Here is a 23,920-nt window from a genome sequence, read left to right as displayed (position 1 = left end):
CGCATCATCATACAGTCTGCATGTATTTTTGAATTAACATACAGGCTGAATGTATGCAAATAAAATCCTCGCGCCGCTCCAATCGCGAGCGCTCCGACACGACGCGCGCCGCGATCCTCGATGCTGCCCACGGTCTCTTCGTCGCGAGGGGATATGCAGAAACGTCGACGCCGGACATCGTGGCTGCCGCCGGCATGACGCGCGGTGCGCTCTACCACCACTTCGAAGACAAGAGGGCACTGTTTCGCGCCGTCGCCGAGCGGGAATCCAGTGCCGTGGCGGCGAGGATCGAGGAAGCGACATTCGACCGCCTGACGCCGCGCGAGGCGCTGATAACAGGCGCGCGCGCCTTCTTCGACGCCATGGCGGAGCCGGGCAGAATCCGCATTCTACTGCTCGACGGCCCGGCCGTGCTCGGCACACGGGAAATGGCGACGATCGACGCGGCCAACGCCCAGAGAACGCTGGAAGAGGGCCTGGCGGAGGCGATGGCGCCGCAGGTCCACGATCAGGCCGCCTTGACGGCAATGGCGACGCTGCTGTCAGCCGCCTTCGACCGCGCCGTGCTGGAGATTGCCGAAGGCGCGCCGACAGAGGTCTACGTCGACGCCATCGGCCATCTGATCGACCGACTGATCTCCGCATGAGTCAGTCTCGGGCCGACAGCGCAGACAGATATAAGACGCGCGTCAGCCGGCGACCGGAAGAACTTGTTGCGGCAACTCGACCAGCGGCGCCGGGATATCGCAGGTCTTTTCCGGTGCCTTGCAGATATCGGCAATGACGCAGCGCTCGCATTCCGGCTTGCGCGCCTTGCAGCAATAGCGGCCATGCAGGATCAGCCAGTGATGCGCATGGTAGAGATATTCGTTGGGAATGATGCGCGAGAGCTTCGCCTCGACCTCATCAGGGGTCTTGCCCGGTGCCAGACAGAGGCGGTTGGCGATGCGAAGGATATGGGTGTCGACGGCGATCGTCGCTTGGCCGAAGGCCATCGACAGCACGACGTTGGCGGTCTTTCGCCCGACGCCCGGCAGCGTTACCAGCTCCTCCCGCGTGCGCGGGACTTCGCCGCCGAAATCGGTGATCAGCTTTTCGCTGAGCGCGATGACGTTCCTGGCCTTGTTGCGGAAAAGGCCGATGGTCTTGATGTAGTCGCGGACCTTCTCCTCGCCGAGGGCCAGCATTTTTTTCGGCGTGTCGGCAACGGCGAAAAGTGCCCGGGTTGCCCGGTTGACGCCGGCATCAGTCGCCTGCGCCGACAGGGCGACGGCAACCACCAGGGTAAAGGGATTGACGTGCTCCAGTTCCCCCTTCGGCTCCGGCCGCTGGATCGAGAAGCGTCGGAAGATCTCGGAGATTTCCTCGCGACTGTAGACGCCTGAGGTACGCGGGGCGCGGCGGCCCGTCGCTGGCTTCGTTTTCGCGGGCTCGCCCGGCAATTTCGGCTTCACGTTTTTCATGATGCATCTATAGTCAATGGTCATGACTGATGGCAACGATCAGACGCTTGACGGCGAAGAGCCGGTGTTCAGCGCCGAACTGACCCCCTATCGCTCCCTGGGCTTTAAGGGGTTCAAGGTGTTTTTCCTGATCGCCGGGCTGCTCAGCCTGGTACATGCGGTCGTGTTCATGGTGATCGGCGCCTGGCCGATCGTGTTCTTCTTCGGGCTGGATTTCGCGCTGCTGTTCGGTGCTTTCTGGCTGAACTACCGCTCGGCGCGTAGCCGTGAAGAAGTCAGCGTCTCGCGAACCGACGTGTCGGTGCGCAAGTTCACGCCGTCGGGCCGGATGATCGAACACCGCTTCAATCCGTTCTGGGCGCGCTTCAACATCGCACGGCATCAGGAGATCGGCATCGTCTCGATGAGCATCAGCGGCGGCGGCCACAGGACCGATGTCGGTTCCTTCCTCAACCGCGACGACCGCGAAACCTTCGCCACGGCGTTTTCCGGGGCGCTTGCCACCGTGCGCCGCCGCTGACGCTAGGGCCAATCAAGTTTCGGGTGGCAACGACGCTGGCGGCATGGTTACCTGTGTCACGACAGGAGATGACCGATGAACATTGCGACAACCCTCCCCACCGACATCACGCCTGATGGCACCGATTACGACACGGTGAGAAATGTGATCGAGATGCTCACCGAAGAGTATCGCGAGCAGCCTTCGCTTGAAGCGATCGCGAAGCGTCTGAAGCAGTCGCCGACGCAACTGCAGAAGGTCTTTACCCGCTGGGCCGGGCTGTCGCCGAAGGCGTTCCTGCAGGCGGTCACGCTCGACCATGCCAAGCGCTTGCTGCGCCAGGAAGACATGCCACTCTTGGAGACCAGCATCGAGATCGGGCTTTCCGGCCCGAGCCGGCTGCACGACCTCTTCGTCACCCATGAGGCGATGTCGCCGGGCGAATGGAAGGCGCGCGGCGCGGGCCTCACCATCCGCTACGGCTACCACCCCTCCCCCTTCGGCACGGCGCTGGTGATGATCACCGATCGAGGTCTTGCCGGCCTTGCCTTCGCCGATGGCGGCGGCGAGCACGAGAGTTTCGAGGATATGGCGCATCGCTGGCCGAACGCCACCTATGTCGAGGACAGCGCGGCCACGGCGCGTTATGCGGCGCGCATTTTCGATCCTGAACGCTGGTGCGCCGGAGAGCCCTTGCGCATCTTCCTGATCGGCTCCGATTTTCAGATCCGGGTCTGGCAGGCGCTCTTGAAGATCCCGCTCGGCCGCGCCACGACCTATTCGACCATCGCCGGCGAGATCGGCCAGCCGACCGCCTCACGCGCCGTCGGGGCAGCCGTCGGCCGTAACCCGATCTCGTTCGTCGTTCCCTGTCACCGGGCGCTCGGCAAGAGCGGCGATCTCACGGGCTATCACTGGGGGCTGACGCGCAAGCGCGCAATCCTCGGATGGGAAGCCGGCAAGGCCTGAGAACGAAAAAAGGGGCGACCGGCGCCCCTTTTGTTTGCTCTGCAGTTTGCCTTAATGGGCAGCCGACATATCGCCGAGCACTTCCTTGGAAGCGACCGTCGAATTGGCGTTGAGCTTGTAGACCATCGGCACACCGGTCGCGAGATTGAGCTTCAGGATCTCTTCCTTCGTCAACCGGTCGAGAACCATGACGAGCGAGCGCAGCGAGTTGCCATGCGCGGCAACGAGAACCTTCTCGCCGGCCAGCACGCGCGGCAGGATATCCGTCAGGTAGTAGGGCCATACGCGGGCGCCGGTGTCGCGCAGGCTTTCGCCGCCCGGCGGCGAAATGTCGTAGGAACGGCGCCAGATATGCACCTGCTCTTCGCCCCACTTCTCGCGGGCATCATCCTTGTTGAGGCCGGAGAGGTCACCATAGTCGCGCTCATTCAGCGCCTGATCGCGGATGGTTTCGAGTGACGGCTGGCCGACGGCGTCGAGCACGAACTGGCAGGTGCGCTGGGCGCGGATCAGCGACGAGGTGAAGGCGATGTCGAACTTGATGCCGTAGTCGGCGAGCGCCTTGCCGCCAGCCTTGGCTTCTTCGACGCCAAGCTCGGTCAGGTCAGGATCGCGCCAGCCGGTGAACAGGTTCTTCAGGTTCCAGTCGCTCTGGCCATGCCGGACAAGGACGAGGGTGCCGCTCATATGATTTCCCCTTGAGACGATAGAGATGGTGTCAGTTGAGCCCGAGAACATCGAGCATGGAGTAGAAGCCGGGTTTCTGGTCGCGTGCCCAGAGTGCTGCGGTAATGGCGCCCCGCGCGAAGATGGAACGGTCGGTGGCGCTGTGGGACAGCGTCACCTGTTCGCCTTCTCCGGCGAGAATGACCGAGTGTTCGCCGATCACCGAGCCGCCGCGCAGCGTCGCAAAACCGATCGTGCCTTGCGGGCGGGCGCCGGTGTGGCCGTCACGGACGCGCACGGAATTTTCAGACAGCGCAATGCTGCGCCCCCTCGCCGCCGCTTCGCCAAGGAGCAGTGCCGTGCCGGAGGGGGCATCCACCTTGTGCTTATGGTGCATTTCGAGGATTTCGATGTCCCAGGCAGCAGGCCCGAGAGCACGCGCCGCCTTCTCCGTCAGCACGCCGAGAAGATTGACGCCGAGACTCATATTGCCCGACTTGACGATGCGGGCATGACGCGCGGCAGCGCGGATCTTCGCGTCGTCATCCGCCCCGCAGCCGGTGGTGCCGATCACATGCACGATGCGTGCCTGTGCGGCGAGGCCGGCAAATTCGACGGTGCCGGCCGGCGACGTGAAATCGAGCACGCCTTCGGCTTCGACAAAAGCTTCGAGCGGCTTGTCGGTGATCGCGATGCCGATCGGTCCGAGCCCGGCGAGTTCGCCCGCGTCACGGCCGACGAAGGGTGAGCCTGGACGTTCGACGGCCGCATGCAGGCGGACGCCGTCCATGCCGTGAACCATACGGATCAGCGTCTGGCCCATGCGACCGGCCGCGCCGACGACCACAAGCTTCATGTCCGTCGTGCTCATCGGCGATATTCCTTCCAGCTCATGTTTAGATTTCGGCGTCGGCCGACGCCTCTGGGGCCTTGCCCTGGAGATTGTGCAGGCGAGCGTAGAGACCGTCCTGGCGGCGCGCAAGATCCTCGTGCGTGCCTTCCTCGACGACGAGACCGTCCTTCATGACGATGATCTTGTCGGCATTGACGACCGTGGACAGACGGTGGGCGATGACGATGACCGTGCGTCCGTGCATCGCCTCGTCGAGCGCCTTCTGCACCGCGGCCTCCGACTCGGTGTCGAGCGCCGAGGTTGCCTCGTCGAGCAGCAGGATCGGTGCATTGCGCACCAACGCGCGGGCGATCGACAGACGCTGCCTCTGGCCACCGGACATCGTGACCCCGTTTTCGCCAACCGGGGTGTCGTAACCCTGCGGCTGGGTGAGGATGAAGTCATGCGCATAGGCCAGACGCGCGGCTTCCTCGATTTCCGCATCGGTCGCGTCCGGGCGGCCATAGCGGATGTTGTCGCGGATAGAGCCTTCGAAAAGATAGGGCTGCTGCGAGACATAGGCGATGCCATTGCGCAGCGACTGCTTGGTGACGTCGGCGATGTCCTGCCCGTCGATCAGAATCTGGCCGGAGGCCGGATCGTAGAACCGCGGAACAAGGCTGATGACCGTCGACTTTCCGGCCCCGGACGGGCCGACAAGCGCAGTGGTCTTGCCGCCTTCGGCGACAAAGCTGACGCCCTTCAGAATCTCGTCGCCATTGGCGTAGCGGAAGCGCACATCGCGCAGCTCGACGTTTGCACCGTGGAACTCGAGCTGCTTTGCATCCGGCTTGTCACGCTGATGCGGCACCGTGTCGAGGATTTCGTAGACCATGCGGGCGTTGACCGCGGCACGTTCCAGCGAAACCTGCAGGCGCGCCAGGCGTCGGGCCGGGTCATAGGCCATCAACAGAGCGACGACGAAGGCGAAGAAGGCTCCCGGCGGTACGCCGGCATAAATCGCGCGGAACGCGGAATAGGCAAGCACGCAGGAAATCGCGAGACCCGCAAAGGTTTCGGTCATCGGCGCGGTGCGTTCGCTCAAGCGCGCAATCCGGTTGGCCCGGTTTTCGGCCCGCTCGATGATCGCTTCGACCTTGCCGCGCAGTTCGCGCTCCATCGTGAATGCCTTGACGATGGAAATGCCCTGGATCGTCTCCTGCATGGCACCGAGGACACGGCTGTTGACCTCGATGGATTCACGCGTCGCCGAGCGCAAGCGCCTGGAAACGTAGCGCAGGCCCAGCAGCAACGGCGGCGCTGCCACGAAGACGATGATCGACAGCAGCCAATCCTTGGCGAACATCACGCCGACGAGCCCGATCAGGGTCAGGAGATCACGGGCGATCGAAGTGACGGTCAGATTGAGCACGTCCCGAATGCCGCTGACATTCTGGCTGATCTGGGCAGCGAGCTGCGCCGAGCGTGTCTCGTTGAAGTAACCGACGCTCAGTGCCATCAGATGCGCATAGAGCCGGCGCTGGTAGCGCGCGACGATATTGTTGCCGATCTTCGACAAGGCGACCGCCTGGCCGTAGGTGGCAAAGCCGCGCAACACGAACGCGCCAAAGATCGAACCGCACACCAGCAGCACGATACCCGCATTTCTGTTGGCAAAAGCCTCGTTGATCACGGTCTCCATGATCGAGGCGGTAAAGCCGGTCGTCACGGCGACGACAGCCAGGCACGCAATGGCAAAGACGTAGCCGCGGATATGATCGCGACCGTTTTCTGCGATGACCCGCTTCAAGATTCCGCTGATCGTGTCAGAATCGACAGCGTGCTGTTTTCTATCTCTGGCGCTCAAAAAGCCTGTCTTCCCTGAGCCTGCGCGGTAAGTCGGACGCCGACACTACCTTTCTCGGGCTCTATAGTGCTTTGATGTCGCTTTGGCGAGTCTTTGCGCACGCCGCCGCCATCAGCTTCGCCAGCGGCGTCCCTCCGTTGCAACACCGAAGTCTCTCGGCGTGCGCGCGAAAGCTGCCAAACCCGACAGTGCCGCCATCGGATGAATGACCGCGAAGGTCGGGATGGTCTTCATCAGCGCGGAATGCGGCGCCTTGTCTTCGAAGGCGGCCCGGAATTCCGGTTTTTGCAGCGCCGGCAGGATCTTTTGCGAAATGCCACCGGCCAGAAACACACCGCCGCGCGCCATGAAAATCAGCGCCATGTCGCCGGCCACGCGACCGAGATAGGTCGAAAACAGCGATATACTCTCGACCGCGGCGGGGTTGTTGTCGGCAAGTGCTGCTGTGGTGACCTCGGCCGGATCGTTCAGGACCGGTTCTTCGCCATTGGCGGCGCAAACGGCCCGATAAAGATTCATGATGCCGCGACCGCAGAGGATCTGCTCGCCGGCCATGCGCCCCTCGATCGGCTCCAGGAAAGGCCAGATCTGGAAGTCGCGCTCGGTTCGCGGGCCGATATCGACATGACCGCCTTCGCCGGGCACCGGAAACCAGGTGTGCTGCGCGAAGACCAGGCCGCCGACACCGAGTCCGGTACCCGGACCGAGAACGACGCGGGAGGTCAGCGGGCGAACGCTGCCGCCACCGATCTTCACCAGATCTTCGGCAGCCGGGGCGGCGACGGCCAGCGCCTGCGCCTCGAAATCGTTGATGATCAGGACGTCCTCAAGGCCGAGGCCCGACAGCATGTCCTTGGGGCGTAACACCCAGCCGGCATTGGTCAGCGGAATCTCGTCGCCCTTGATCGGGCCGGCGACGGCGAGGATCGCCGACCGCGGCTGGACCGAGGTCTTGTCGAGGATGCTCTTCTGCAACGCTTCCTCGATCGTCTCGAAATCGCCGGTCTTGATCGGCGGCAGCTGCTTCGGCTCGGCAAAGGCATCGAGCAGCAAAGCGAAGCGGGCATTGGTGCCGCCGATGTCGCCGATCAGGATCGGAAAGGAAAAACTGTTGTCACTCGCACCGGGCATCACACTGTCCATCCTGATCGTCGCCGTGAGGTTTCGAATTCTCTACAGCGCCGCGCGTCAAATATGACGCGCAAAGGACGCTGTAGCACTTAAACTTGCTGCATGAATCCTTAGATCGAATCCGATTTAAGGATTCATGCAGTATCAGTTGTGGTTGAAGTCGATCAACTGCTCCGCCGTTGCGCGATTGAGCGCCATCGGAATATCGTAGACGATCGCAAGCCGCATCAACGCCTTGACGTCAACATCGTGCGGCATCGCCGTCAGCGGATCGACGAAGAAGATCAGAAGCTGGATATCGCCGGTGGCGATCATCGCGCCGATCTGCTGGTCGCCGCCGAGCGGACCGCTTTTCAGGCGCGTGATATCGAGGCTGGGACAAACATCGAGAACGCGGCCGCCAGTCGTGCCCGTGGCAACGATCTTCCATTGCGCGAAGACCGCTTCGTTTGCCTTGGTAAACGCGGCGAGATCATCCTTCTTCTGATCGTGAGCGATCAGGGCAACGCATTTCCGATCCGCCATGCCGTATCCCCGCCAGCAAATTTAAATCGATTTGATGGCCGTATACATGAGCCCGGCAAGATTGAAAAGGCGCAAGCCGAGACGGCTACTGCAGCGTCGGGCGCGCCAGGGGAACGGGAATGTCGGCTGGCGGCAAATCGGCTGCGGCATTGCCGATCACCTGCTCGATGCCCTGTTCGGCAGGCACTGGCGACGCAGCGCGATAGGCCATGCCGAAGGTCGCATCCTGCTCGGTGGCCGGGGCCGGTCCGTTCAGCACCAGGGTGCAGGCCTTCGGCAGATCGGCCATGGTCGTCAACCGGGGCTTCACCGGCTTTTCGCCCGGCTTCTTCTTCGGCTTTGCCCATGGTTCATCTGTAAACCACCAGGCCAGCGATTTGTCGCAGCCATCGCCGGCCGGGACGGCCGCCTGGTCCTTGCAGGTCTTCGAGCCTGCCGGGCATTTGATGCGGATGTGGAAATGGTAGTCGTGGCCATAGATCGGCCGGACCTTGCCGAGCGCAGAACGGTCACCGTTCCAGGTGTCGCAGAGCTTCTTCTTGATCGCCGGATTGACGAAGACCCGTTCGACCTGCGGGTAACTGGCGGCCAGCATGATCAGCCGGGCATGCGCCGGCGTCCAGATCGATGGGTCGACGGTCAGAAACTTGTTCTTCTGCAGCATCGACGTTGCGGAGATGTCTTCCCGCTCCCGGCCCGTCAGCGTCCTCTGCGGCATCGGCGTCAGCCAGATATCGGCATCGAGACCGATCTGGTGCGAGGCGTGGCCGGAGATCATCGGTCCGCCACGCGGCTGCGAGATATCGCCGAGAAGCAGACCCGGCCAGCCGACCTTTTCGGCGGCATCATGGGAGAATTGTTCGATCAGTGCGATCATCTGGGGATGGCCCCAGCGCCGGTTGCGCGACAGCCGCATCGCCTGCCAGGTGGGACCATCCGTCGGGATCGCGACGCCGCCGGCAAGGCAGCCCTTCGCATAGAAGCCATAGGACGAAGGCGCCATCTGAGCCGGCAGCGTCTTGGCGCCGAAAAGCGTCTTTGCCGGCGTGTCGTCGGCCCTGGCAGCATCGGCGATCAAGAAACTCGTTCCGAGCAACAGCGCCAGAAGCGCCGAGCCGCAACGTTGAAGTGGAGCAACCATGTCATTTCGTCCCGTTCATGTCCCGCAGACCCCGACGCCGACGCGCCGTGTCCGATGAACCCCCATCCTAAGGCGCGGTCTTTGCCTCAGCCTTGTGAATCACCGGGATGTGACGCAAAAATTTCGCCTGATTTGCGGCGGTGCCTGTCAATTGCCCCGATTTCGCCTATGCTTTCAAAAAAGAACATTGGAATATAGGGGTACCGGCTGGATGCCAAACTTCTGCAGGACCGTGAAACCTGGCCTCGCGGCCTCGCTTCTGACAGCAGCGCTTCTTCTCCTTCCCCCTGCATCGAATGCCGAAGAACAGCCCGTCTGGCGCAATGGTACGTCGTCGATCGGTGAGCCAAAACATAAGGATGGCTTCGCCCGCTTCGACTACGTCAATCCGGACGCACCGAAAGGCGGCGAGCTGCGGCTCTCGGAAAACGGCACGTTTGACACGTTCAACCCCATCCTCGCCAAGGGCGAAGCGGCGACCGGCGTTTCGTCCCTGGTCTTCGATACGCTGTTGAAAACCGCCGAGGATGAAATCACCACCGCATACGGCCTGCTTGCCGAGGGCGTCTCCTATCCCGACGATATCTCGTCTGCCACTTTTCGCCTGCGTGCGGAGGCCAAGTGGGCCGACGGAACGCCGGTGACCCCGGAGGATGTCATCTTCTCCCTCAACATGGCGAAGGAGCACAATCCACTCCAGTCCAACTATTACCGCCACGTGGTTTCAGCGGAAAAGACCGGCGAGCGCGATATCACCTTCCGCTTTGACGAGAAGAACAACCACGAACTGCCGAACATTCTCGGCCAGTTCCCGATCGTTCCGAAGCACTGGTGGGAGGGGCAGGACGCCAAGGGCAACAAGCGCGATATCTCCCGCACAACGCTGGAACCGGTGATGGGCTCCGGCCCCTACAAGATCGCCTCTTTCCAGGCGGGTGGCTCGATCCGCTTCGAGCTCAGGGACGACTATTGGGGCAAGAACCTCAACGTCAATGTCGGACAATACAATTTCAGCACGATCACCTATGCCTTCTTTAGCGACAGAAACGTGGAATTCGAGGCTTTTCGCGCCGGCAACGTCGATTTCTACCGAGACAGCAGCGCGAGCCATTGGGCGACCGCCTACGACTTTCCGGCCATGAAGGACGGCCGTGTGATCCGCGAGGAGATCGAGAATCCGCTGCGCGCAACCGGGGTCATGCAGGCGCTGGTGCCGAACATGCGCCGCGAGAAGTTTAGGGATCAGCGGGTGCGCGAGGCGCTGAACTACGCCTTCGACTTCGAGGATCTCAACCGCAATCTCGCCTACAACGCCTATCAGCGTGTCGACAGCTATTTCTGGGGCACCGAGCTTGCCTCCTCCAAGCTTCCCGAGGGCCGCGAAAAGGCAATCCTGGAGGAGCTGAAGGACAAGGTTCCGGCCGAAGTCTTCACCACGCCCTATGTGAACCCCATCAACGGCGACCCGCAGAAGGTGCGCGGCAACTTGCGCAAGGCGCTCGACCTGTTCAAGGAGGCGGGCTACGAGCTCAAGGGCAACCGGTTGGTCAACGTCAAGACCGGCGAACCCTTCGGCTTCGAGCTGCTTCTGTCCAACCCGTCCTTCGAGCGCACGGTCACGCCATTCATTAACAGCGTCAAGAAAATCGGCATCGATGCCCGCATCCGCACCGTCGACGATTCGCAATACACCAATCGCGTCAGAAGCTTCGACTATGACATGATCTATGGCATCTGGGCGCAGTCCCTGGTGCCAGGAAACGAACAGATCGACATTTGGGGCTCGAGCTCGGTCAACCAGCCGGGATCGAGAAACTATGCCGGCATTGCCGATCCAGCGATCGACGAGCTGATCCGAAGGATCATCTTCGCGCCGAACCGCGAGGAACTGGTTGCGACGACACGGGCGCTCGACCGCGTTCTCCTCTCCCATAACTATGTCGTGCCGCTCTTCTATTCCAAGGCGGTCCGCGTGGCCTATTGGAACCACCTCGCCCATCCGCAGGAGCTGCCCTATTACGGCACCGGCTTCCCGGATGTCTGGTGGTCGAAAAACGCCACGGCCAAATGAAGCCCTTGCACTTGGATGCCGTCTCGATTCCAAATGCAGAAAAACGAATCACTGAAAACGAATATAGGCCCGGCTTGGGCCTGAAAGCCGCAAGGAGACGTGAGGATTGAGACACCATAGGGCGCACGCCGACGCTTCGCGGGTCCGGGCCACCGGCAACACGTCGATCGAAAGGCTGGCCTGATGGGTGCCTATATCCTGCGACGCCTGCTGCTGATGATCCCGACGATCATCGGGATCATGGCGATTTCTTTCACAGTCATTCAGTTTGCGCCCGGCGGACCGGTCGAACAGGTGATTTCGGACCTGACGAACGCCGGCGGCTCCGACCGGCTGAGCGGCAGCAGCGGCGACCTGATGCAGACCGGTGGCGATCAAGGCGGCCAGTACCGAGGCGCCCAGGGGCTCGACCCGGAATTCATCGCCAAGCTCGAAAAACAGTTCGGCTTCGACAAGCCGCCGCTCGAACGCTTCGGCACGATGATGTGGGACTATATCCGCTTCGACTTCGGCGAGAGCTTCTTCCGCAACACGTCGGTCATCGATCTGATCAAGGAGAAGATGCCGGTCTCGATCTCGCTGGGGCTCTGGATCCTGCTGTTTTCCTACGCGATCTCGATCCCGCTCGGCATCAAGAAGGCGGTGTCTGATGGATCGACCTTCGACATCTGGACCTCGGGCATCATCATCGTCGGCTATGCCGTTCCGAGCTTCCTTTTCGGCATCCTGCTGATCGTCGTCTTTGCCGGCGGCTCGTTCCTCGACTGGTTTCCGCTGCGCGGCATCGTTTCCGACAATTTCTGGCAACTGCCCTGGTGGCAGAAGATCCTCGACTACTTCTGGCACATGACGCTGCCGCTGATCACGCTTTTGCTTTCGGCCTTCGCGACAACGACGCTCTTGACCAAGAATTCGTTCATCGACGAGATCAAGAAGCAGTATGTGACGACGGCGCGCGCCAAGGGCCTGAATGACCGTCAGGTGCTCTACGGCCACGTCTTCCGCAACGCTATGCTGATCATCATCGCCGGTTTCCCGAGCGCCTTCATCTCGGCCTTCTTCACCGGTTCGCTGTTGATCGAATATATCTTCTCGCTCGATGGCCTTGGGCGGCTCGGCTATGATTCCGTCGTCAAGCGCGACTATCCGATCGTCTTTGCGACGCTGTTCATCTTCTCGCTGATGGGGCTGCTCGTCAGCCTGCTCTCCGACCTCATCTACACCTGGGTCGATCCGCGCATCGATTTCGAGCGGAGGGACGTGTGATGAGCACCGTAACCACTGCCCCCACCCAGGTTGCCGCCCCGCCGCGTGGCTGGCTGTCGCCGGTCAACAAGCGGCGCTGGCAGAACTTCAAGGCGAACCGGCGCGGCTACTGGTCGCTCTGGCTGTTCCTTCTGCTGTTCGTGCTCAGCCTGTTTGCCGAATTCATCGCCAACGACAAGCCGATCATCGCCTCCTACAAGGGCGAGATCCTGTTTCCTGCGGTGGTCAACTATCCGGAGGAGAAGTTCGGCGGCTTCCTTGCCGAGACCGACTATCGCTCCGACTACATTCGCGACGAGATCGAGGGCAACGGCTGGATGATCTGGCCGCCGATCCGCTACTCCTACCAGACGGTCAACTCGAACATTCCGCATTCGGCGCCGACAAAGCCCTTCTGGCTGATGAGCACGGAGGAACGCTGCTCGGCCTATCCGGAAGGCACCGCCGACCGCAACTGCATTGCCGGCAACCTCAACTGGCTCGGCACCGACGACCAGGCGCGCGACGTGACGGCGCGCATGATCTACGGCTTCCGCATCTCGGTGCTCTTCGGGCTGGTACTCACCATCGCCTCCGCGATCATCGGCGTGACGGCCGGCGCAGTGCAGGGCTATTTCGGCGGCTGGACCGACCTCTTGATGCAGCGCTTCATCGAGATCTGGTCGTCGATGCCGGTGCTCTACATTCTCTTGATCATCGCCGCGATCCTGCCGCCGGGCTTCTTCATCCTGCTCGGCATCATGCTCTTGTTTTCCTGGGTCGGCTTTGTCGGCGTCGTGCGCGCCGAGTTCCTGCGGGCACGCAACTTCGAATATGTGAATGCAGCGCGCGCGCTTGGCGTCGGCAACGGCACGATCATGTACCGTCACCTGCTGCCGAACGCGATGGTGGCGACCCTGACCTTCCTGCCGTTCATCCTTTCTGGCTCGATCACCACGCTGACCTCGCTCGACTTCCTCGGCTTCGGCATGCCGCCGGGCTCGCCTTCCCTTGGCGAGATGATCGCGCAGGGCAAATCCAATCTGCAGGCGCCCTGGCTCGGGCTGACGGCCTTCTGCGTCATGTCGGTGATGCTGTCGCTGCTGATCTTCGTCGGCGAAGCGACCCGCGATGCCTTCGACCCGAGAAAGACATTCCGGTGAGCGCGACGATGACCGATCCCATTCTCTCCGTCCGCGATCTGTCGGTCGCTTTCCATCAGGGCGGTAACACCTCGCTTGCGGTCGATAGCATTTCCTTCGACATCAAGCGCGGCGAAACGGTTGCGCTTGTCGGTGAGTCCGGCTCCGGCAAGTCCGTGTCCGCCAACTCGATTCTGAAGCTCCTGCCCTACCCTTCGGCAAGCCATCCGAGCGGCGAAATCCACTTCAACGGCAAGGACCTGCTGAAGGCCAGCGATGCGGAGCTGCGCCATGTGCGCGGCAACGACATCACGATGATCTTCCAGGAGCCGATGACATCGCTCAATCCGCTGCATCCGATCGAACGGCAGATCGGCGAGATCCTGGAGCTGCATCAGGGACTGGAAGGAGCCGCGGCGCGCACGAGAATTCTCGAGCTCTTGAACCAGGTCGGCATCCGCGAGCCGGAGAAGCGGCTTGGCGCCTATCCTCACGAGCTTTCCGGTGGCCAGCGCCAGCGCGTGATGATCGCCATGGCGCTCGCCAACCGGCCGGAGCTTTTGATCGCCGACGAGCCGACGACGGCGCTCGACGTCACGGTGCAGGCCCAGATCCTCGAACTCTTGAAAACGCTGAAAGACGAGCACGGCATGTCGATGCTGTTCATCACCCATGACCTCGGCATCGTGCGAAAAATCGCCGACAGGGTCTGCGTGATGACCAAGGGCAAGATCGTCGAGACCGGGCCGACCGCCGAGATCTTTGCCAATCCACAGCATGCCTATACCCGCCACCTGCTCGCATCCGAGCCAAGGGGTAACCCGCCGCTTTCGGACGCCTCGAAGCCAGTCGTCATGGAAGCGGCTGATGTGAAGGTTTGGTTTCCGATCAAGGCCGGCTTCCTGCGCAAGGTCGTCGACCACGTGAAGGCGGTCGACGGCATCGACCTTAAGCTGCGCGCCGGCCAGACGCTCGGCGTCGTCGGCGAATCGGGTTCCGGCAAGACGACGCTCGGTCTGGCGCTGACGCGGCTGATATCGTCCAAGGGACGGATCGCCTTCGTCGGCAAGGACATCGCCGCCTACAGCTTCCGCGAAATGCGGCCGCTTCGAAACCGGATGCAGGTCGTCTTCCAGGACCCTTACGGTTCTCTGAGCCCGCGCATGTCGATTTCCGACATCATCGCCGAAGGGCTGAAAATCCACGAGAGCGCGCTGTCGGACAACGAGCGCGATCAACGCGTCGCCGCAGCGCTCGAGGAAGTGGGGCTCGACCCCGCCACCCGCTGGCGCTATCCGCACGAATTCTCCGGCGGCCAACGGCAGCGCATCGCGATTGCGCGTGCGATGGTACTGAAGCCGAAATTCGTGATGCTGGATGAGCCGACCTCGGCGCTCGACATGAGCGTCCAGGCGCAGGTGGTCGACCTGCTGCGCGACCTGCAGCACAAGCACGACCTCGCCTATCTCTTCATCAGCCACGACCTCAAGGTTGTGCGGGCGCTTGCCAACGAGATGATCGTGATGCGCATGGGCAAGGTCGTCGAGCAGGGCCCGGCGGAGCGCATCTTCAATGCGCCGCAGGAGGATTATACCAAGGCCCTGATGGCGGCAGCCTTCAACCTCGAAGCCGTCAACCTGTCCGCCATCCGCCAGTAGAGTCCTAACAATGCCCTCGAAAAGCTCCGTCATCATCGATCTGAAGTTCATTCCCGAGGAGGTTGCGGCAGCCCTGAAGGGCGCCTTCCCGGACCGGGAGGTGATCAACCGAGCCGATGCCATCCACGACAATCGCGATCTCTCTGATATCGACTATGCCGTGGTGTGGAAATCGGCACCGGACCTTTTCGAGAGAGCGCCGGATCTCAAGGTGGTGTTCTCCGGCGGCGCCGGCGTCGACCATGTCCTGACGCTGCCGGGATTGCCGGATGTGCCGCTTGTGCGCTTCGTCGATCGCAGCCTGACGACACGCATGAGCGAATGGGTGGTGATGCAATGCCTCATGCATCTGCGCCAGCACAGCACCTATGAGGCGCTGGCGGCAAAGCGGGAGTGGCGCGACCTTTCCCAACCCGAGGCGGCGGACATTACCGTCGGCATCATGGGCATGGGCGTGCTTGGACAGGATGCGGCCCGTAAGCTTTCGGCCTTGGGCTTCAAGGTCGTCGGCTGGTCGCGCAGCACGAAGGCGATCGACGGCATCGAGACCTATGGCGGTGACGAGCTGGACGCCTTCCTGGCGCGCACGGACTTCCTGGTTGGCCTGTTGCCGCTGACGCCGGAGACCCGCGGCATCTTCAATGCCGGACTTTTTGCCAAGCTGAGCCGCAACGGCCCCTTTGGCGCCCCGGTCTTCATCAATGGCGGCCGCGGCGGCAGCCAGGTCGAAACCGATATCTTGAGCTCACTCGATTCGGGCCTTCTCGGCGCAGCGTCCCTTGACGTTTTCGAGCAGGAGCCGCTTTCGCCAGAAAGCCGCTTCTGGCAGATGCCGAATGTCTATGTAACGCCGCATGTCGCAGCTTCGTCCGACGTCAAGGCGCTGTTCCGCCACGTCGAACAGCAGATCGCCCGCCTCGAAAGCGGGCAACCTTTGCAGCACGTCGTCGATAAATTAGCCGGCTACTGAGCGCTTAGAACGCTTCCGGCCTCGAGAGAGCCGCCCAAACCCTCTATCTCTTTGTTTTTGCGCATTACCTGACGGAAAACCGCTTCGCACTTTTCCTGGAAATGCTTAAGGGCGGCGATAGCCCGTCGGCTGGTCGTAGAGCCAACCGATGCGTTCGATCGACGCTTCCAGTCCCTCGCGGGCAACGGTCATCGTATGGCCGTTGGCATGGATCAGCGTTTCGTCGTCTTCCATCAGCGCAACGTGGCCCTTCCAGAAGACGAGGTCGCCGCGCCTAAGCTCCTCACGGGCGATCGGCGTTCCCAAGCCTGCAGCCTGCATGTCGGAGTCGCGCGGGGCGAGCTTGCCGACCATCATCATCGACAGCTGCACAAGGCCGGAACAATCAATGCCGAAACCGGAACGACCGCCCCAGAGATAGGGAGTTTCGACGAAGCGGGCGGCAACCGAGACATAGTCTCCGGGCACGACGCTGCCGACCTCGATGCAATGGTTGGCGATCACCGCCTGGCCGCCGTCGAGCAGGAAGTAGCGCGTGCCACGGGTCTCGCGCTCGTCGACAACGCTGAGACGGCTGCCCATCGACAACGGATAAACAGTCGGAAAACGCAAGTCATGACCGGAATAGACGAAGGTGCGCGGGGCCGAGACGATGTGCGTCGGGCTCTTGACCACCGGCGCAAGGCAATATTCCGGAAGGTAGCCGACATAGCCGTCGAGATCCGCCTTCACCCAGCACCAGCTCTCGTTGGTATCGAGCACCCGAACCGATTCGCCGAGCAGCAGTTCGGTATCGGTACCGCAGGCAAGATCGGGCTTTGCCCTGAGCGGCGTTACCGGCACGGAGACGCGGGCAACGCTTCCCTCGACATAGCGCTCGGCCTCCACGACACCGCGAAGGCGGCTTTCGGCGAGGTCGGCTCGATAGGCATTCAGGCGGCGATCGGGAAGTGTCGACATGTCAACTCACTTAGGCTGTTTGCGGCCCTGATCAATGATCAGATCGCCGAATTTTTCAAGATAGAGAGCACCGTCGACTGTCCTTTTGATGACCACGTTGCGCCGATCGCGGTCGTCGCGGGCGCGGTCGACAAGGCCGAGGGCGCCCATGGTATCGAGTGCTCGCGTGATCACCGGCTTGGTGACGCCAAGGGTTGCGGCAAGGCCACGAACGGTGTGGGGCGGCGGCACGAGATAGATCTGCAAGAGGATCGCCATCTGGCGCAGCGTCAGATCGCGACCGTCCACCCGCACCTGTTCCAACGATACCATGTGCCAGAGCCCGAGGGCCTGGGAGGGCGTAAGCTCGACCGGCAATGGCAACTCCTGCGCAACCGCATGAATCCCTCGATCGCTCTCCGGTTCGAGGATTCAAACAGACAGTCAACGAACGACAGCGACCAATACACTTCCAAGGGAAGCGCGGCGCTGCGGTAGTCCGCCACCATAGCGGCGGACCGTTACGCAAGCGTTGCTTTTTCGGACGACCGGCGCAGGGTCAGCGCCGGTCGTCTTCATCAGAGACTTACTTGGCGATCCGCCCGATATGCTGATAGAGCGCGCGAATAGCCTGAGCCTCACCGCCAACAGGCGAATGCGGCCGCTCGGACTGGGCCCACCCGAAGATATCGAAATGCACCCAGCTTTTGGTGTTGGTGACGAAGCGCTTGAGGAAGAGCGCTGCGGTGATCGAACCTGCCATGCCGCCCGAAGGCGCGTTCGTCAGGTCGGCAATGCGCGCGGAGACGTCCTTGTCGTAGCCCATGTGCAGAGGCATGCGCCACATCGGATCGTCGACGCTGAGGCTCGCCTCAGAGAGATCCTGCGCCAGCTCGGCGTCGTCGGTGAAGAACGGCGGCAGGTCGGGACCGAGTGCAACGCGGGCGGCACCGGTCAGCGTTGCCATATCGACAAGCAGCTCGTTCTTTTCCTCGTCGGCATAGGCGAGCGCATCGGCAAGAATGAGACGGCCTTCGGCATCGGTGTTGTCGATCTGCACCGTCAGGCCCTTGCGGCTGCGATAGATGTCGCCCGGCCGGAAGGCATTGGCGGAGATCGAGTTCTCGACGACGGGGATGATGACGCGCAGATCGACCTTGAGCTTTGCATCCATGATCATCAGCGCGAGGCCCATGACGTTGGCGGCACCGCCCATGTCCTTCTTCATTAGCAGCATTGAGGAAGCGGGCTTGATGTCGAGGCCGCCGGTGTCGAAGCAGACGCCCTTGCCGACCAGCGTCACTTTCTTGTGGCCCTTCTTGCCCCAGCGCAGTTCAAGAAGACGCGGCGCTTCTGCGCTCGCACGGCCGACCGTGTGAACAAGCGGGAAGTTCTGCGTCAGAAGAGCCTCGCCCGATATCACCGAGACATCCGCCTTGTAGTGCGTCGCAAGTGCGCGGAATGCTGCTTCCAGCGCCTCAGGGCCCATGTCGTTGGTCGGCGTGTTGATGAGGTCGCGGGCAAGGAAGACGCCGGCGAGCTGACGCTTGATATCGGCAGCATCGGCATCGGTCGGGATGAGCAAGGTCGGCGGCTCGCCCTTTGCCGACTTGTAACGCTCGAAGCGATAGGAGCCGAGACCATAGCCGAGTGCCAGCCGGTTGGCTGTGAGCGGCGCCGTTTCGATATGCCACTTGCCGGGTGGCAGGGCGCGCGCGAGCTTGCCGGTCAGGAACGGCGCCTCGGATGGGTTGCCGCCCAGGCCGAAGAGCGCGCCGCCGAGATGGCCATCGGCGGATGGGATCAGAAGGACCGCGCCCGATTCGGCCTTGAAGCCGGCCTTTCGGGCCCAATCAAGCGCGATCGGATCGATGGCTCCCGTTTCGATATGCGCCGGCGTGACCGCGAAGATCGGCAGAGTCTTGCCTGCGCTGGTGTTGAACGGCGACGGCCGCTCGATGAACTGATAGGGGGCCATGGAAGTCCTCGGCTGACAGAGATGGATTCGCGCATTTAACGCTCTGTTAGGGTTAACAGATTATTGCTGGAGTGAAAGTTGCGCCGATGTTGTTTGGAGTTCTGGTGCGCGAATGCATGCTGGGGACACCGCCGATGGCCAAACGCACGATCTCATCCCTAAACGCCAACCGTCTGCTGCAAGGCGCCGCGATCGCGATCGTCGCCCTGTCTGTCGCCGGCTGTGCCAACCAGCCGAAGAAGGAGCTGACGACCGGTTCCATTTCGGGCACGTCGAAGTCGGTTCAATCGATGACCGCATCGGAACTGTCCCAGGCAGCCGAAGGCATCGGCCAGGCCTATGAGAAGAACCCGCGGGATCGCGAGGCGGGGCTCAACTACGCCAATCTTCTGCGCATGACCGGGCGCAACGAACAGGCGCTTGCCGTCATGCAGCAGGTCGCCATCAACCATCCGCAGGACCGCGAGGTCCTCGGCGCCTACGGCAAGGCGCAGGCAGCGGCCGGACAACTGGATCAGGCACTGAACACGATCAGTCGCGCGCAGACGCCGGATCGGCCGGACTGGAAGCTGAAATCGGCCGAGGGCGCGATCCTTGACCAACTCGGACGTGCCCAGGAGGCGCGCCTGCGCTATCGCGAAGCGCTCGAGCTCAAGCCGAACGAGCCTTCGGTGCTCTCCAACCTCGGCATGTCCTATCTTCTGACCAAGGACCTGCGCACGGCGGAGACCTATCTCAAGTCCGCCGCGAGCCAACCCGGCGCCGACAGCAGCGTACGGCAGAACCTCGCACTCGCCGTCGGGCTGCAGGGACGCTTTCAAGAGGCCGAAACGATCGCCCGCCAGGAGCTTTCCGGGGAGCAGGCAGAAGCCAACGTGAAATATCTGCGCTCGATGCTGTCGCAGCAAGGTGCGTGGACGCAGCTGGCCAAGGCGGACGAAACTAACACCAACTGAGATCACGGAACGGAACCGGTGTCTGTCGCACGCCCCAAGCCCGCTACAGCGACCTTTGCGCGTCTAATAAGACGTGCTGCGCTGTAGGAATCGCTGACTGCGCTTTAAGCCTTTGTTTTTGCGCATGTCGCGCAAAAGTGCGTAGCGGTTTTGCGATAGTGACATGCGCTAGGCTGATCTCAAGCCGCCTCTGATTTGCAAGCCTCCACAGCCTCGCGCGTTCAATGGAATACGCGACGAGCGCCATGGGCGGCCCGACTTTTCGGCACAATCTCCCAAATTGCATCCGCTCTGAAGAATTGTGCAGCAGCGGGATCAGAAACGATCGGCGACCTGGATGCCGGCCGGACCGAGGATGACGGCGACGAGAACCGGCAGGAAGAACAGGATCATCGGCACTGTGAGCTTGGGCGGCAGCGCCGCCGCCTTCTTTTCAGCGGCATTCATGCGCTGATCGCGGCTTTCCTGCGCCAGAACGCGCAGCGCCTGGGCAATCGGGGTGCCGTAGCGGTCGGCCTGGATCAGCGCCTGAACCACCGATTTCACATCATCGAGGCCCGTCCGGTGGCCGAGGTTTTCGAGCGCGATCCGGCGTTCGGGCAGGAAGGAAAGCTCGGCCGTCGTCAACACCAATTCCTCCGCCAGAGCCGGCGACTGGGAGGCAATTTCATCGGCAACGCGCCGCATGCCAAGCTCCATCGAGACGCCGGATTCAACGCAGATCAGCAGGAGATCGAGCGCATCCGGCCAGGCGCGACGAATGGAATGCTGTCGCTTCGAGATGGCGTTGGCGACAAAGATGTTCGGCGCATAGAAGCCGACATAGGCAAAACCGACGGCAAATGCGAACCGCATCATGAACGGCTTTTCGGCAAAATTGCCGAGCACGAAAATATAGATGATCGCGATGACCAGGAACAGGAACGGAAGGCAGAAGCGCGCGAAGAGGAAGGTGTTGAGCGCGTTCTGGGACCGATAGCCCGCCGTCTTGAGACGGTTGACCGTGTTGTCGTCAACGAGGGCTTTGCGCAGATTCAGCCGCTCGACCACCTGGCGAACGGACGTATTGTTCTGACCGCGCAAATTGGCCTTGCCGCTCGAGACTTCGGCCGCCAGGCGCGCGCGTTCCCGTGCGCGGATCTGTTCGCGCTCGGTCGCCACCGATTTCATCCGCTTGCCGAGGTCTCCGCGCTCCAAGAGCGGCACCACGAGAGAATAGAAGGTCGCCAGCACTGCAAATGAGACAAGAACGGCAAAGACGACATTGGGATCCGTCAGTGTCTTGATCAATCCTTCGCTCATAATCGTCCCTCAGATATCGAAATTGATCATGTTGCGCATCACCAGAATGCCGATACTCATCCAGACCAAGCCAGCGCCAATGATGAGATGGCCGCGCGGGTCAGTGAACAGGACCATCATGTAGTCGGGTGAGGTAACGTAAACGAGGAACGACACGATGAATGGCAGGGCGCCAATAATGCAAGCCGAAGCCTTTGCCTCCATCGACAGAGCGCTGACCTTGGCCTTCATCTTCTTTCGTTCACGCAACACCTTCGACAGGTTGCCGAGCGCTTCGGACAGGTTGCCACCCGCCTGCGCCTGAATACCAATAACAATGGCGAAGAAATTCACCTCTGCCAGTGGAATGCTATTGATCATGCGGGCGCATGCCTCGGTGACGCTGAGGCCGACCTGCTGAGAATCGACGACGCGGCGAAATTCGGTTTTGACCGGCTCCTGGCCGTCACCGGCGATGAGGCGCAGGGCATCATTCAACGGAAGACCCGATTTGATCGAGCGAACCATGATGTCGAGCGCGTTCGGAAACTCCTCAAGGAATTTCTTGCAGCGACGCTTGATCAGGAAGCCGATGAACCAGCGTGGCAGGCCAGCGGCGGCGATCAGGCTGATGCCAGCCGAGATCGCGAGACCGGCGCCAGCCATGAGCGTGATGATGAAGGCGACGAAGCCGAAAGCCGCACTGAAAAGATAAAACTGCGTCAGGGAAATGGACAGGTTTGCCTGTGCCAGGCGGGCCTTCATCGATGGCGCCGTCTTGCTCGATTTTTCCTGTTGCTTCTTCTCGAGTTCCTTCAACGAGTCCTGAACGGACTTGCGTCGCTTCGACATTTCGCTGACACGATCGCGAGCTGCCTTGACCTTGACCCGATCTGTTTCGGCGGCGCCGACTTTGCGAATTCGACCTTCCGCCTTCTTCTCGGTTTCTATCCGCGAATACAGGACAACATAGGCAAGGGCCGCCGCTGAAATTGCGACGAGGAAGGCCAGCGCCAGGACGGGGATGCCTATGCCGAACATCGCGGCTCCTAGCCCTTGTCCATAGCGTCGAGTGTCGCCGCCAGGCGTTTGTCTTCGTTGAAGTACCGGGCGCGATCCCAAAAGTGCGGGCGACCGATGCCGGTCGATACGTGGCGGCCGACAATACGGCCGTTGGCATCTTCCCCTTCGATCTCGTAGCGCATCAGATCCTGCGTGATGATGACGTCGCCTTCCATACCGACCACTTCGGTGATGTGGGTGATGCGGCGCGAACCGTCGCGCAGACGCGCGGCCTGGATGATGACGTCGATGGATCCGGAGATGATCTCGCGCACAGTCTTGGCCGGCAGGGTGTAGCCGCCCATGGCGATCATCGATTCCATACGCGCCAGGCATTCGCGCGGCGTATTGGCGTGGATCGTCCCCATGGAACCGTCATGGCCGGTGTTCATCGCCTGCAGCAGGTCAAACACCTCAGGTCCGCGCACTTCGCCGACGATGATGCGCTCGGGCCGCATACGCAGGCAGTTCTTGATGAGATCCCGCATGGTGATCTCACCCTCGCCTTCGATATTCGGCGGTCGGGTTTCGAGGCGAACCACGTGCGGCTGCTGCAATTGCAGTTCGGCGGTGTCTTCGCAGGTAATCACTCGCTCGTCGAGGTCGATGAAGCCGGTCAGGCAGTTCAGAAGCGTCGTCTTGCCCGAACCGGTACCGCCGGAGATGACGATGTTGCAGCGGACGCGGCCGATGATCTGGAGAAGGACTGCCCCCTCGGGCGTGATTGCGCCGAATTTCACCAGCTGATCGAGCTTCAGCTTGTCCTTCTTGAATTTGCGGATCGTCAGTGCGGTGCCGTCGATGGCGAGCGGCGGCGCAATGACGTTGACGCGCGAGCCGTCAGGAAGACGCGCGTCGCAGATAGGGCTGGATTCGTCGACGCGCCGCCCCACCTGTCCGACGATCCGCTGGCAAATCGACAGGAGCTGGGCATTGTCACGGAATCGGACTTCGGATTCGATCGTCTTGCCGCCCACTTCGATGAAGGTCTGACCGGCACCATTGACCATGATATCGGCAATATCATCGCGCGCGAGCAACGGCTCCAACGGTCCATAGCCAAGGACGTCATTGCAGATATCGTCGAGCAGTTCCTCCTGCTCGGAGATCGACATCGCGAAGTTCTTGATCGTGATGATGTCATTGACGATATCGCGAATTTCTTCGCGTGCGCTTTCCGTATCTAGCTTGGCCAGCTGCGACAGATCGATCGTATCGATCAGCGCGGAGAAAACCTGCGACTTCGTATCGTAGTAGTCCTCGTTGCGGGCGGGTCGCTTTCTTTGTGCCGGAGCTGGCGATTGCGGACGCGACGCCGGTGCTTGAGCATCGCCAAGCACCGGCACGTGGGCGATGACGGCCGCTTGCGTGGCAGGGACGATCGGCGGCAGAGCAGCACCTGTCGTGCCGCTCTTGCCGAAGCCTTCGTTTCCGCGTTTGCCGAACATGTTCCTGATCCGTCCGTTGTACAGCGCCGCGTGTCAAACATGACGCGCTAAGGACGCTGTAACACTTTAGATTTGCT

General features: G+C 61.7%; 22 protein-coding genes. 9 read left to right on the top strand and 13 right to left on the bottom strand.

Features of this window, described 5'->3' with window-relative positions:
• Positions 1–53 precede the first annotated feature (53 nt).
• On the top strand, positions 54–647 hold the full coding sequence (locus C6558_RS00220) for a TetR/AcrR family transcriptional regulator (protein WP_025425416.1): 594 nt from the start codon (positions 54–56) through the stop codon (positions 645–647).
• A gap of 42 nt (positions 648–689) precedes the next feature.
• On the opposite strand, the gene nth is transcribed toward C6558_RS00220, so the two are convergent.
• The gene (gene nth / locus C6558_RS00215; RefSeq protein WP_025425415.1) at positions 690–1,463 is read right to left on the bottom strand and encodes an endonuclease III; all 774 of its coding nucleotides are present in this window, start codon (positions 1,461–1,463) and stop codon (positions 690–692) included.
• A gap of 22 nt (positions 1,464–1,485) precedes the next feature.
• Between nth and C6558_RS00210 the strand changes: the two genes are divergently transcribed.
• Together C6558_RS00210 and C6558_RS00205 are read left to right on the top strand one after the other, a co-directional pair.
• Positions 1,486–1,983, top strand: a complete 498-nt coding sequence (locus tag C6558_RS00210) for a DUF2244 domain-containing protein (RefSeq protein ID WP_025425414.1) — start codon at positions 1,486–1,488, stop codon at positions 1,981–1,983.
• A gap of 75 nt (positions 1,984–2,058) precedes the next feature.
• Positions 2,059–2,931, top strand: coding sequence for a bifunctional helix-turn-helix domain-containing protein/methylated-DNA--[protein]-cysteine S-methyltransferase (locus C6558_RS00205; RefSeq protein ID WP_025425413.1), 873 nt, complete (start codon positions 2,059–2,061; stop codon positions 2,929–2,931).
• Positions 2,932–2,982: 51 nt separating this feature from the next.
• Here the strand turns inward: C6558_RS00205 and C6558_RS00200 are convergent, their stop codons facing one another.
• The 6 genes from C6558_RS00200 to mepA form a co-directional block, all read right to left on the bottom strand.
• A complete protein-coding gene (locus C6558_RS00200) occupies positions 2,983–3,618 on the bottom strand; it encodes a 2,3-bisphosphoglycerate-dependent phosphoglycerate mutase (protein ID WP_025425412.1) in 636 nt (211 codons plus the stop codon).
• A 31-nt stretch (positions 3,619–3,649) separates the two neighbouring features.
• Positions 3,650–4,468 (bottom strand): 4-hydroxy-tetrahydrodipicolinate reductase, encoded by an 819-nt coding sequence (gene dapB / locus C6558_RS00195; RefSeq protein ID WP_025425411.1) that lies wholly within the window; start codon positions 4,466–4,468, stop codon positions 3,650–3,652.
• Between the two features lie 25 nt (positions 4,469–4,493).
• The gene (locus C6558_RS00190) at positions 4,494–6,296 is read right to left on the bottom strand and encodes an ABC transporter ATP-binding protein (RefSeq protein WP_057204388.1); all 1,803 of its coding nucleotides are present in this window, start codon (positions 6,294–6,296) and stop codon (positions 4,494–4,496) included.
• A 111-nt stretch (positions 6,297–6,407) separates the two neighbouring features.
• Positions 6,408–7,427: a glucokinase gene (locus C6558_RS00185; protein ID WP_025425409.1), complete on the bottom strand. Its 1,020-nt coding sequence runs from the start codon at positions 7,425–7,427 to the stop codon at positions 6,408–6,410.
• A 144-nt stretch (positions 7,428–7,571) separates the two neighbouring features.
• The gene (locus C6558_RS00180; RefSeq protein WP_025425408.1) at positions 7,572–7,952 is read right to left on the bottom strand and encodes a methylglyoxal synthase; all 381 of its coding nucleotides are present in this window, start codon (positions 7,950–7,952) and stop codon (positions 7,572–7,574) included.
• A gap of 85 nt (positions 7,953–8,037) precedes the next feature.
• On the bottom strand, positions 8,038–9,093 hold the full coding sequence (mepA, locus tag C6558_RS00175) for a penicillin-insensitive murein endopeptidase (RefSeq protein ID WP_025425407.1): 1,056 nt from the start codon (positions 9,091–9,093) through the stop codon (positions 8,038–8,040).
• A gap of 211 nt (positions 9,094–9,304) precedes the next feature.
• Here mepA and C6558_RS00170 point away from each other — a divergent pair, with 211 nt between their 5' ends.
• The 5 genes from C6558_RS00170 to C6558_RS00150 all read left to right on the top strand — a co-directional run bounded on the left by C6558_RS00170 (position 9,305) and on the right by C6558_RS00150 (position 16,179).
• A complete protein-coding gene (locus C6558_RS00170) occupies positions 9,305–11,164 on the top strand; it encodes an extracellular solute-binding protein (protein ID WP_025425406.1) in 1,860 nt (619 codons plus the stop codon).
• A 183-nt stretch (positions 11,165–11,347) separates the two neighbouring features.
• Entirely contained in the window at positions 11,348–12,430 is a 1,083-nt protein-coding gene (locus tag C6558_RS00165) for a microcin C ABC transporter permease YejB (RefSeq protein WP_025425405.1), read from the top strand.
• A complete protein-coding gene (locus C6558_RS00160) occupies positions 12,430–13,572 on the top strand; it encodes an ABC transporter permease (RefSeq protein ID WP_025425404.1) in 1,143 nt (380 codons plus the stop codon). Before C6558_RS00165 ends, C6558_RS00160 begins: the two co-directional genes overlap by 1 nt.
• Before the next feature lie 8 nt (positions 13,573–13,580).
• On the top strand, positions 13,581–15,209 hold the full coding sequence (locus C6558_RS00155) for an ABC transporter ATP-binding protein (protein WP_025425403.1): 1,629 nt from the start codon (positions 13,581–13,583) through the stop codon (positions 15,207–15,209).
• A gap of 10 nt (positions 15,210–15,219) precedes the next feature.
• A complete protein-coding gene (locus C6558_RS00150; protein ID WP_025425402.1) occupies positions 15,220–16,179 on the top strand; it encodes a glyoxylate/hydroxypyruvate reductase A in 960 nt (319 codons plus the stop codon).
• Positions 16,180–16,284: 105 nt separating this feature from the next.
• Here C6558_RS00150 and C6558_RS00145 read toward each other — a convergent pair whose 3' ends face one another.
• From C6558_RS00145 to C6558_RS00135, 3 genes are all read right to left on the bottom strand, one after another.
• Positions 16,285–17,139 carry an NlpC/P60 family protein gene (locus C6558_RS00145; RefSeq protein WP_025425401.1) on the bottom strand — a complete coding sequence of 285 codons (855 nt, stop codon included), beginning with the start codon at positions 17,137–17,139 and terminating at the stop codon, positions 16,285–16,287.
• Between the two features lie 6 nt (positions 17,140–17,145).
• Positions 17,146–17,496: a helix-turn-helix domain-containing protein gene (locus C6558_RS00140; RefSeq protein ID WP_025425400.1), complete on the bottom strand. Its 351-nt coding sequence runs from the start codon at positions 17,494–17,496 to the stop codon at positions 17,146–17,148.
• Positions 17,497–17,704: 208 nt separating this feature from the next.
• Positions 17,705–19,096 (bottom strand): M17 family metallopeptidase, encoded by a 1,392-nt coding sequence (locus tag C6558_RS00135; RefSeq protein WP_025425399.1) that lies wholly within the window; start codon positions 19,094–19,096, stop codon positions 17,705–17,707.
• Positions 19,097–19,230: 134 nt separating this feature from the next.
• Here C6558_RS00135 and C6558_RS00130 point away from each other — a divergent pair, with 134 nt between their 5' ends.
• Complete coding sequence (locus C6558_RS00130) at positions 19,231–20,052, top strand: tetratricopeptide repeat protein (RefSeq protein WP_025425398.1); 822 nt, start codon at positions 19,231–19,233, stop codon at positions 20,050–20,052.
• 315 nt (positions 20,053–20,367) lie between these two features.
• Here C6558_RS00130 and C6558_RS00120 read toward each other — a convergent pair whose 3' ends face one another.
• From C6558_RS00120 to C6558_RS00110, 3 genes are read right to left on the bottom strand one after another with little or no spacing between them, the layout of a single operon-like run.
• Positions 20,368–21,354: a type II secretion system F family protein gene (locus C6558_RS00120; RefSeq protein ID WP_025425397.1), complete on the bottom strand. Its 987-nt coding sequence runs from the start codon at positions 21,352–21,354 to the stop codon at positions 20,368–20,370.
• Positions 21,355–21,363: 9 nt separating this feature from the next.
• On the bottom strand, positions 21,364–22,374 hold the full coding sequence (locus C6558_RS00115; protein ID WP_025425396.1) for a type II secretion system F family protein: 1,011 nt from the start codon (positions 22,372–22,374) through the stop codon (positions 21,364–21,366).
• A gap of 8 nt (positions 22,375–22,382) precedes the next feature.
• Positions 22,383–23,843, bottom strand: a complete 1,461-nt coding sequence (locus tag C6558_RS00110; protein ID WP_025425395.1) for a CpaF family protein — start codon at positions 23,841–23,843, stop codon at positions 22,383–22,385.
• Positions 23,844–23,920: the final 77 nt, after the last annotated feature.

Source organism: Ensifer sp. NM-2, from assembly GCF_003024455.1.
Lineage (GTDB): Bacteria > Pseudomonadota > Alphaproteobacteria > Rhizobiales > Rhizobiaceae > Ensifer > Ensifer canadensis.
Note: the sequence above shows the minus strand (reverse complement) of the source record. Positions and strands in the feature narration are given on the sequence as shown.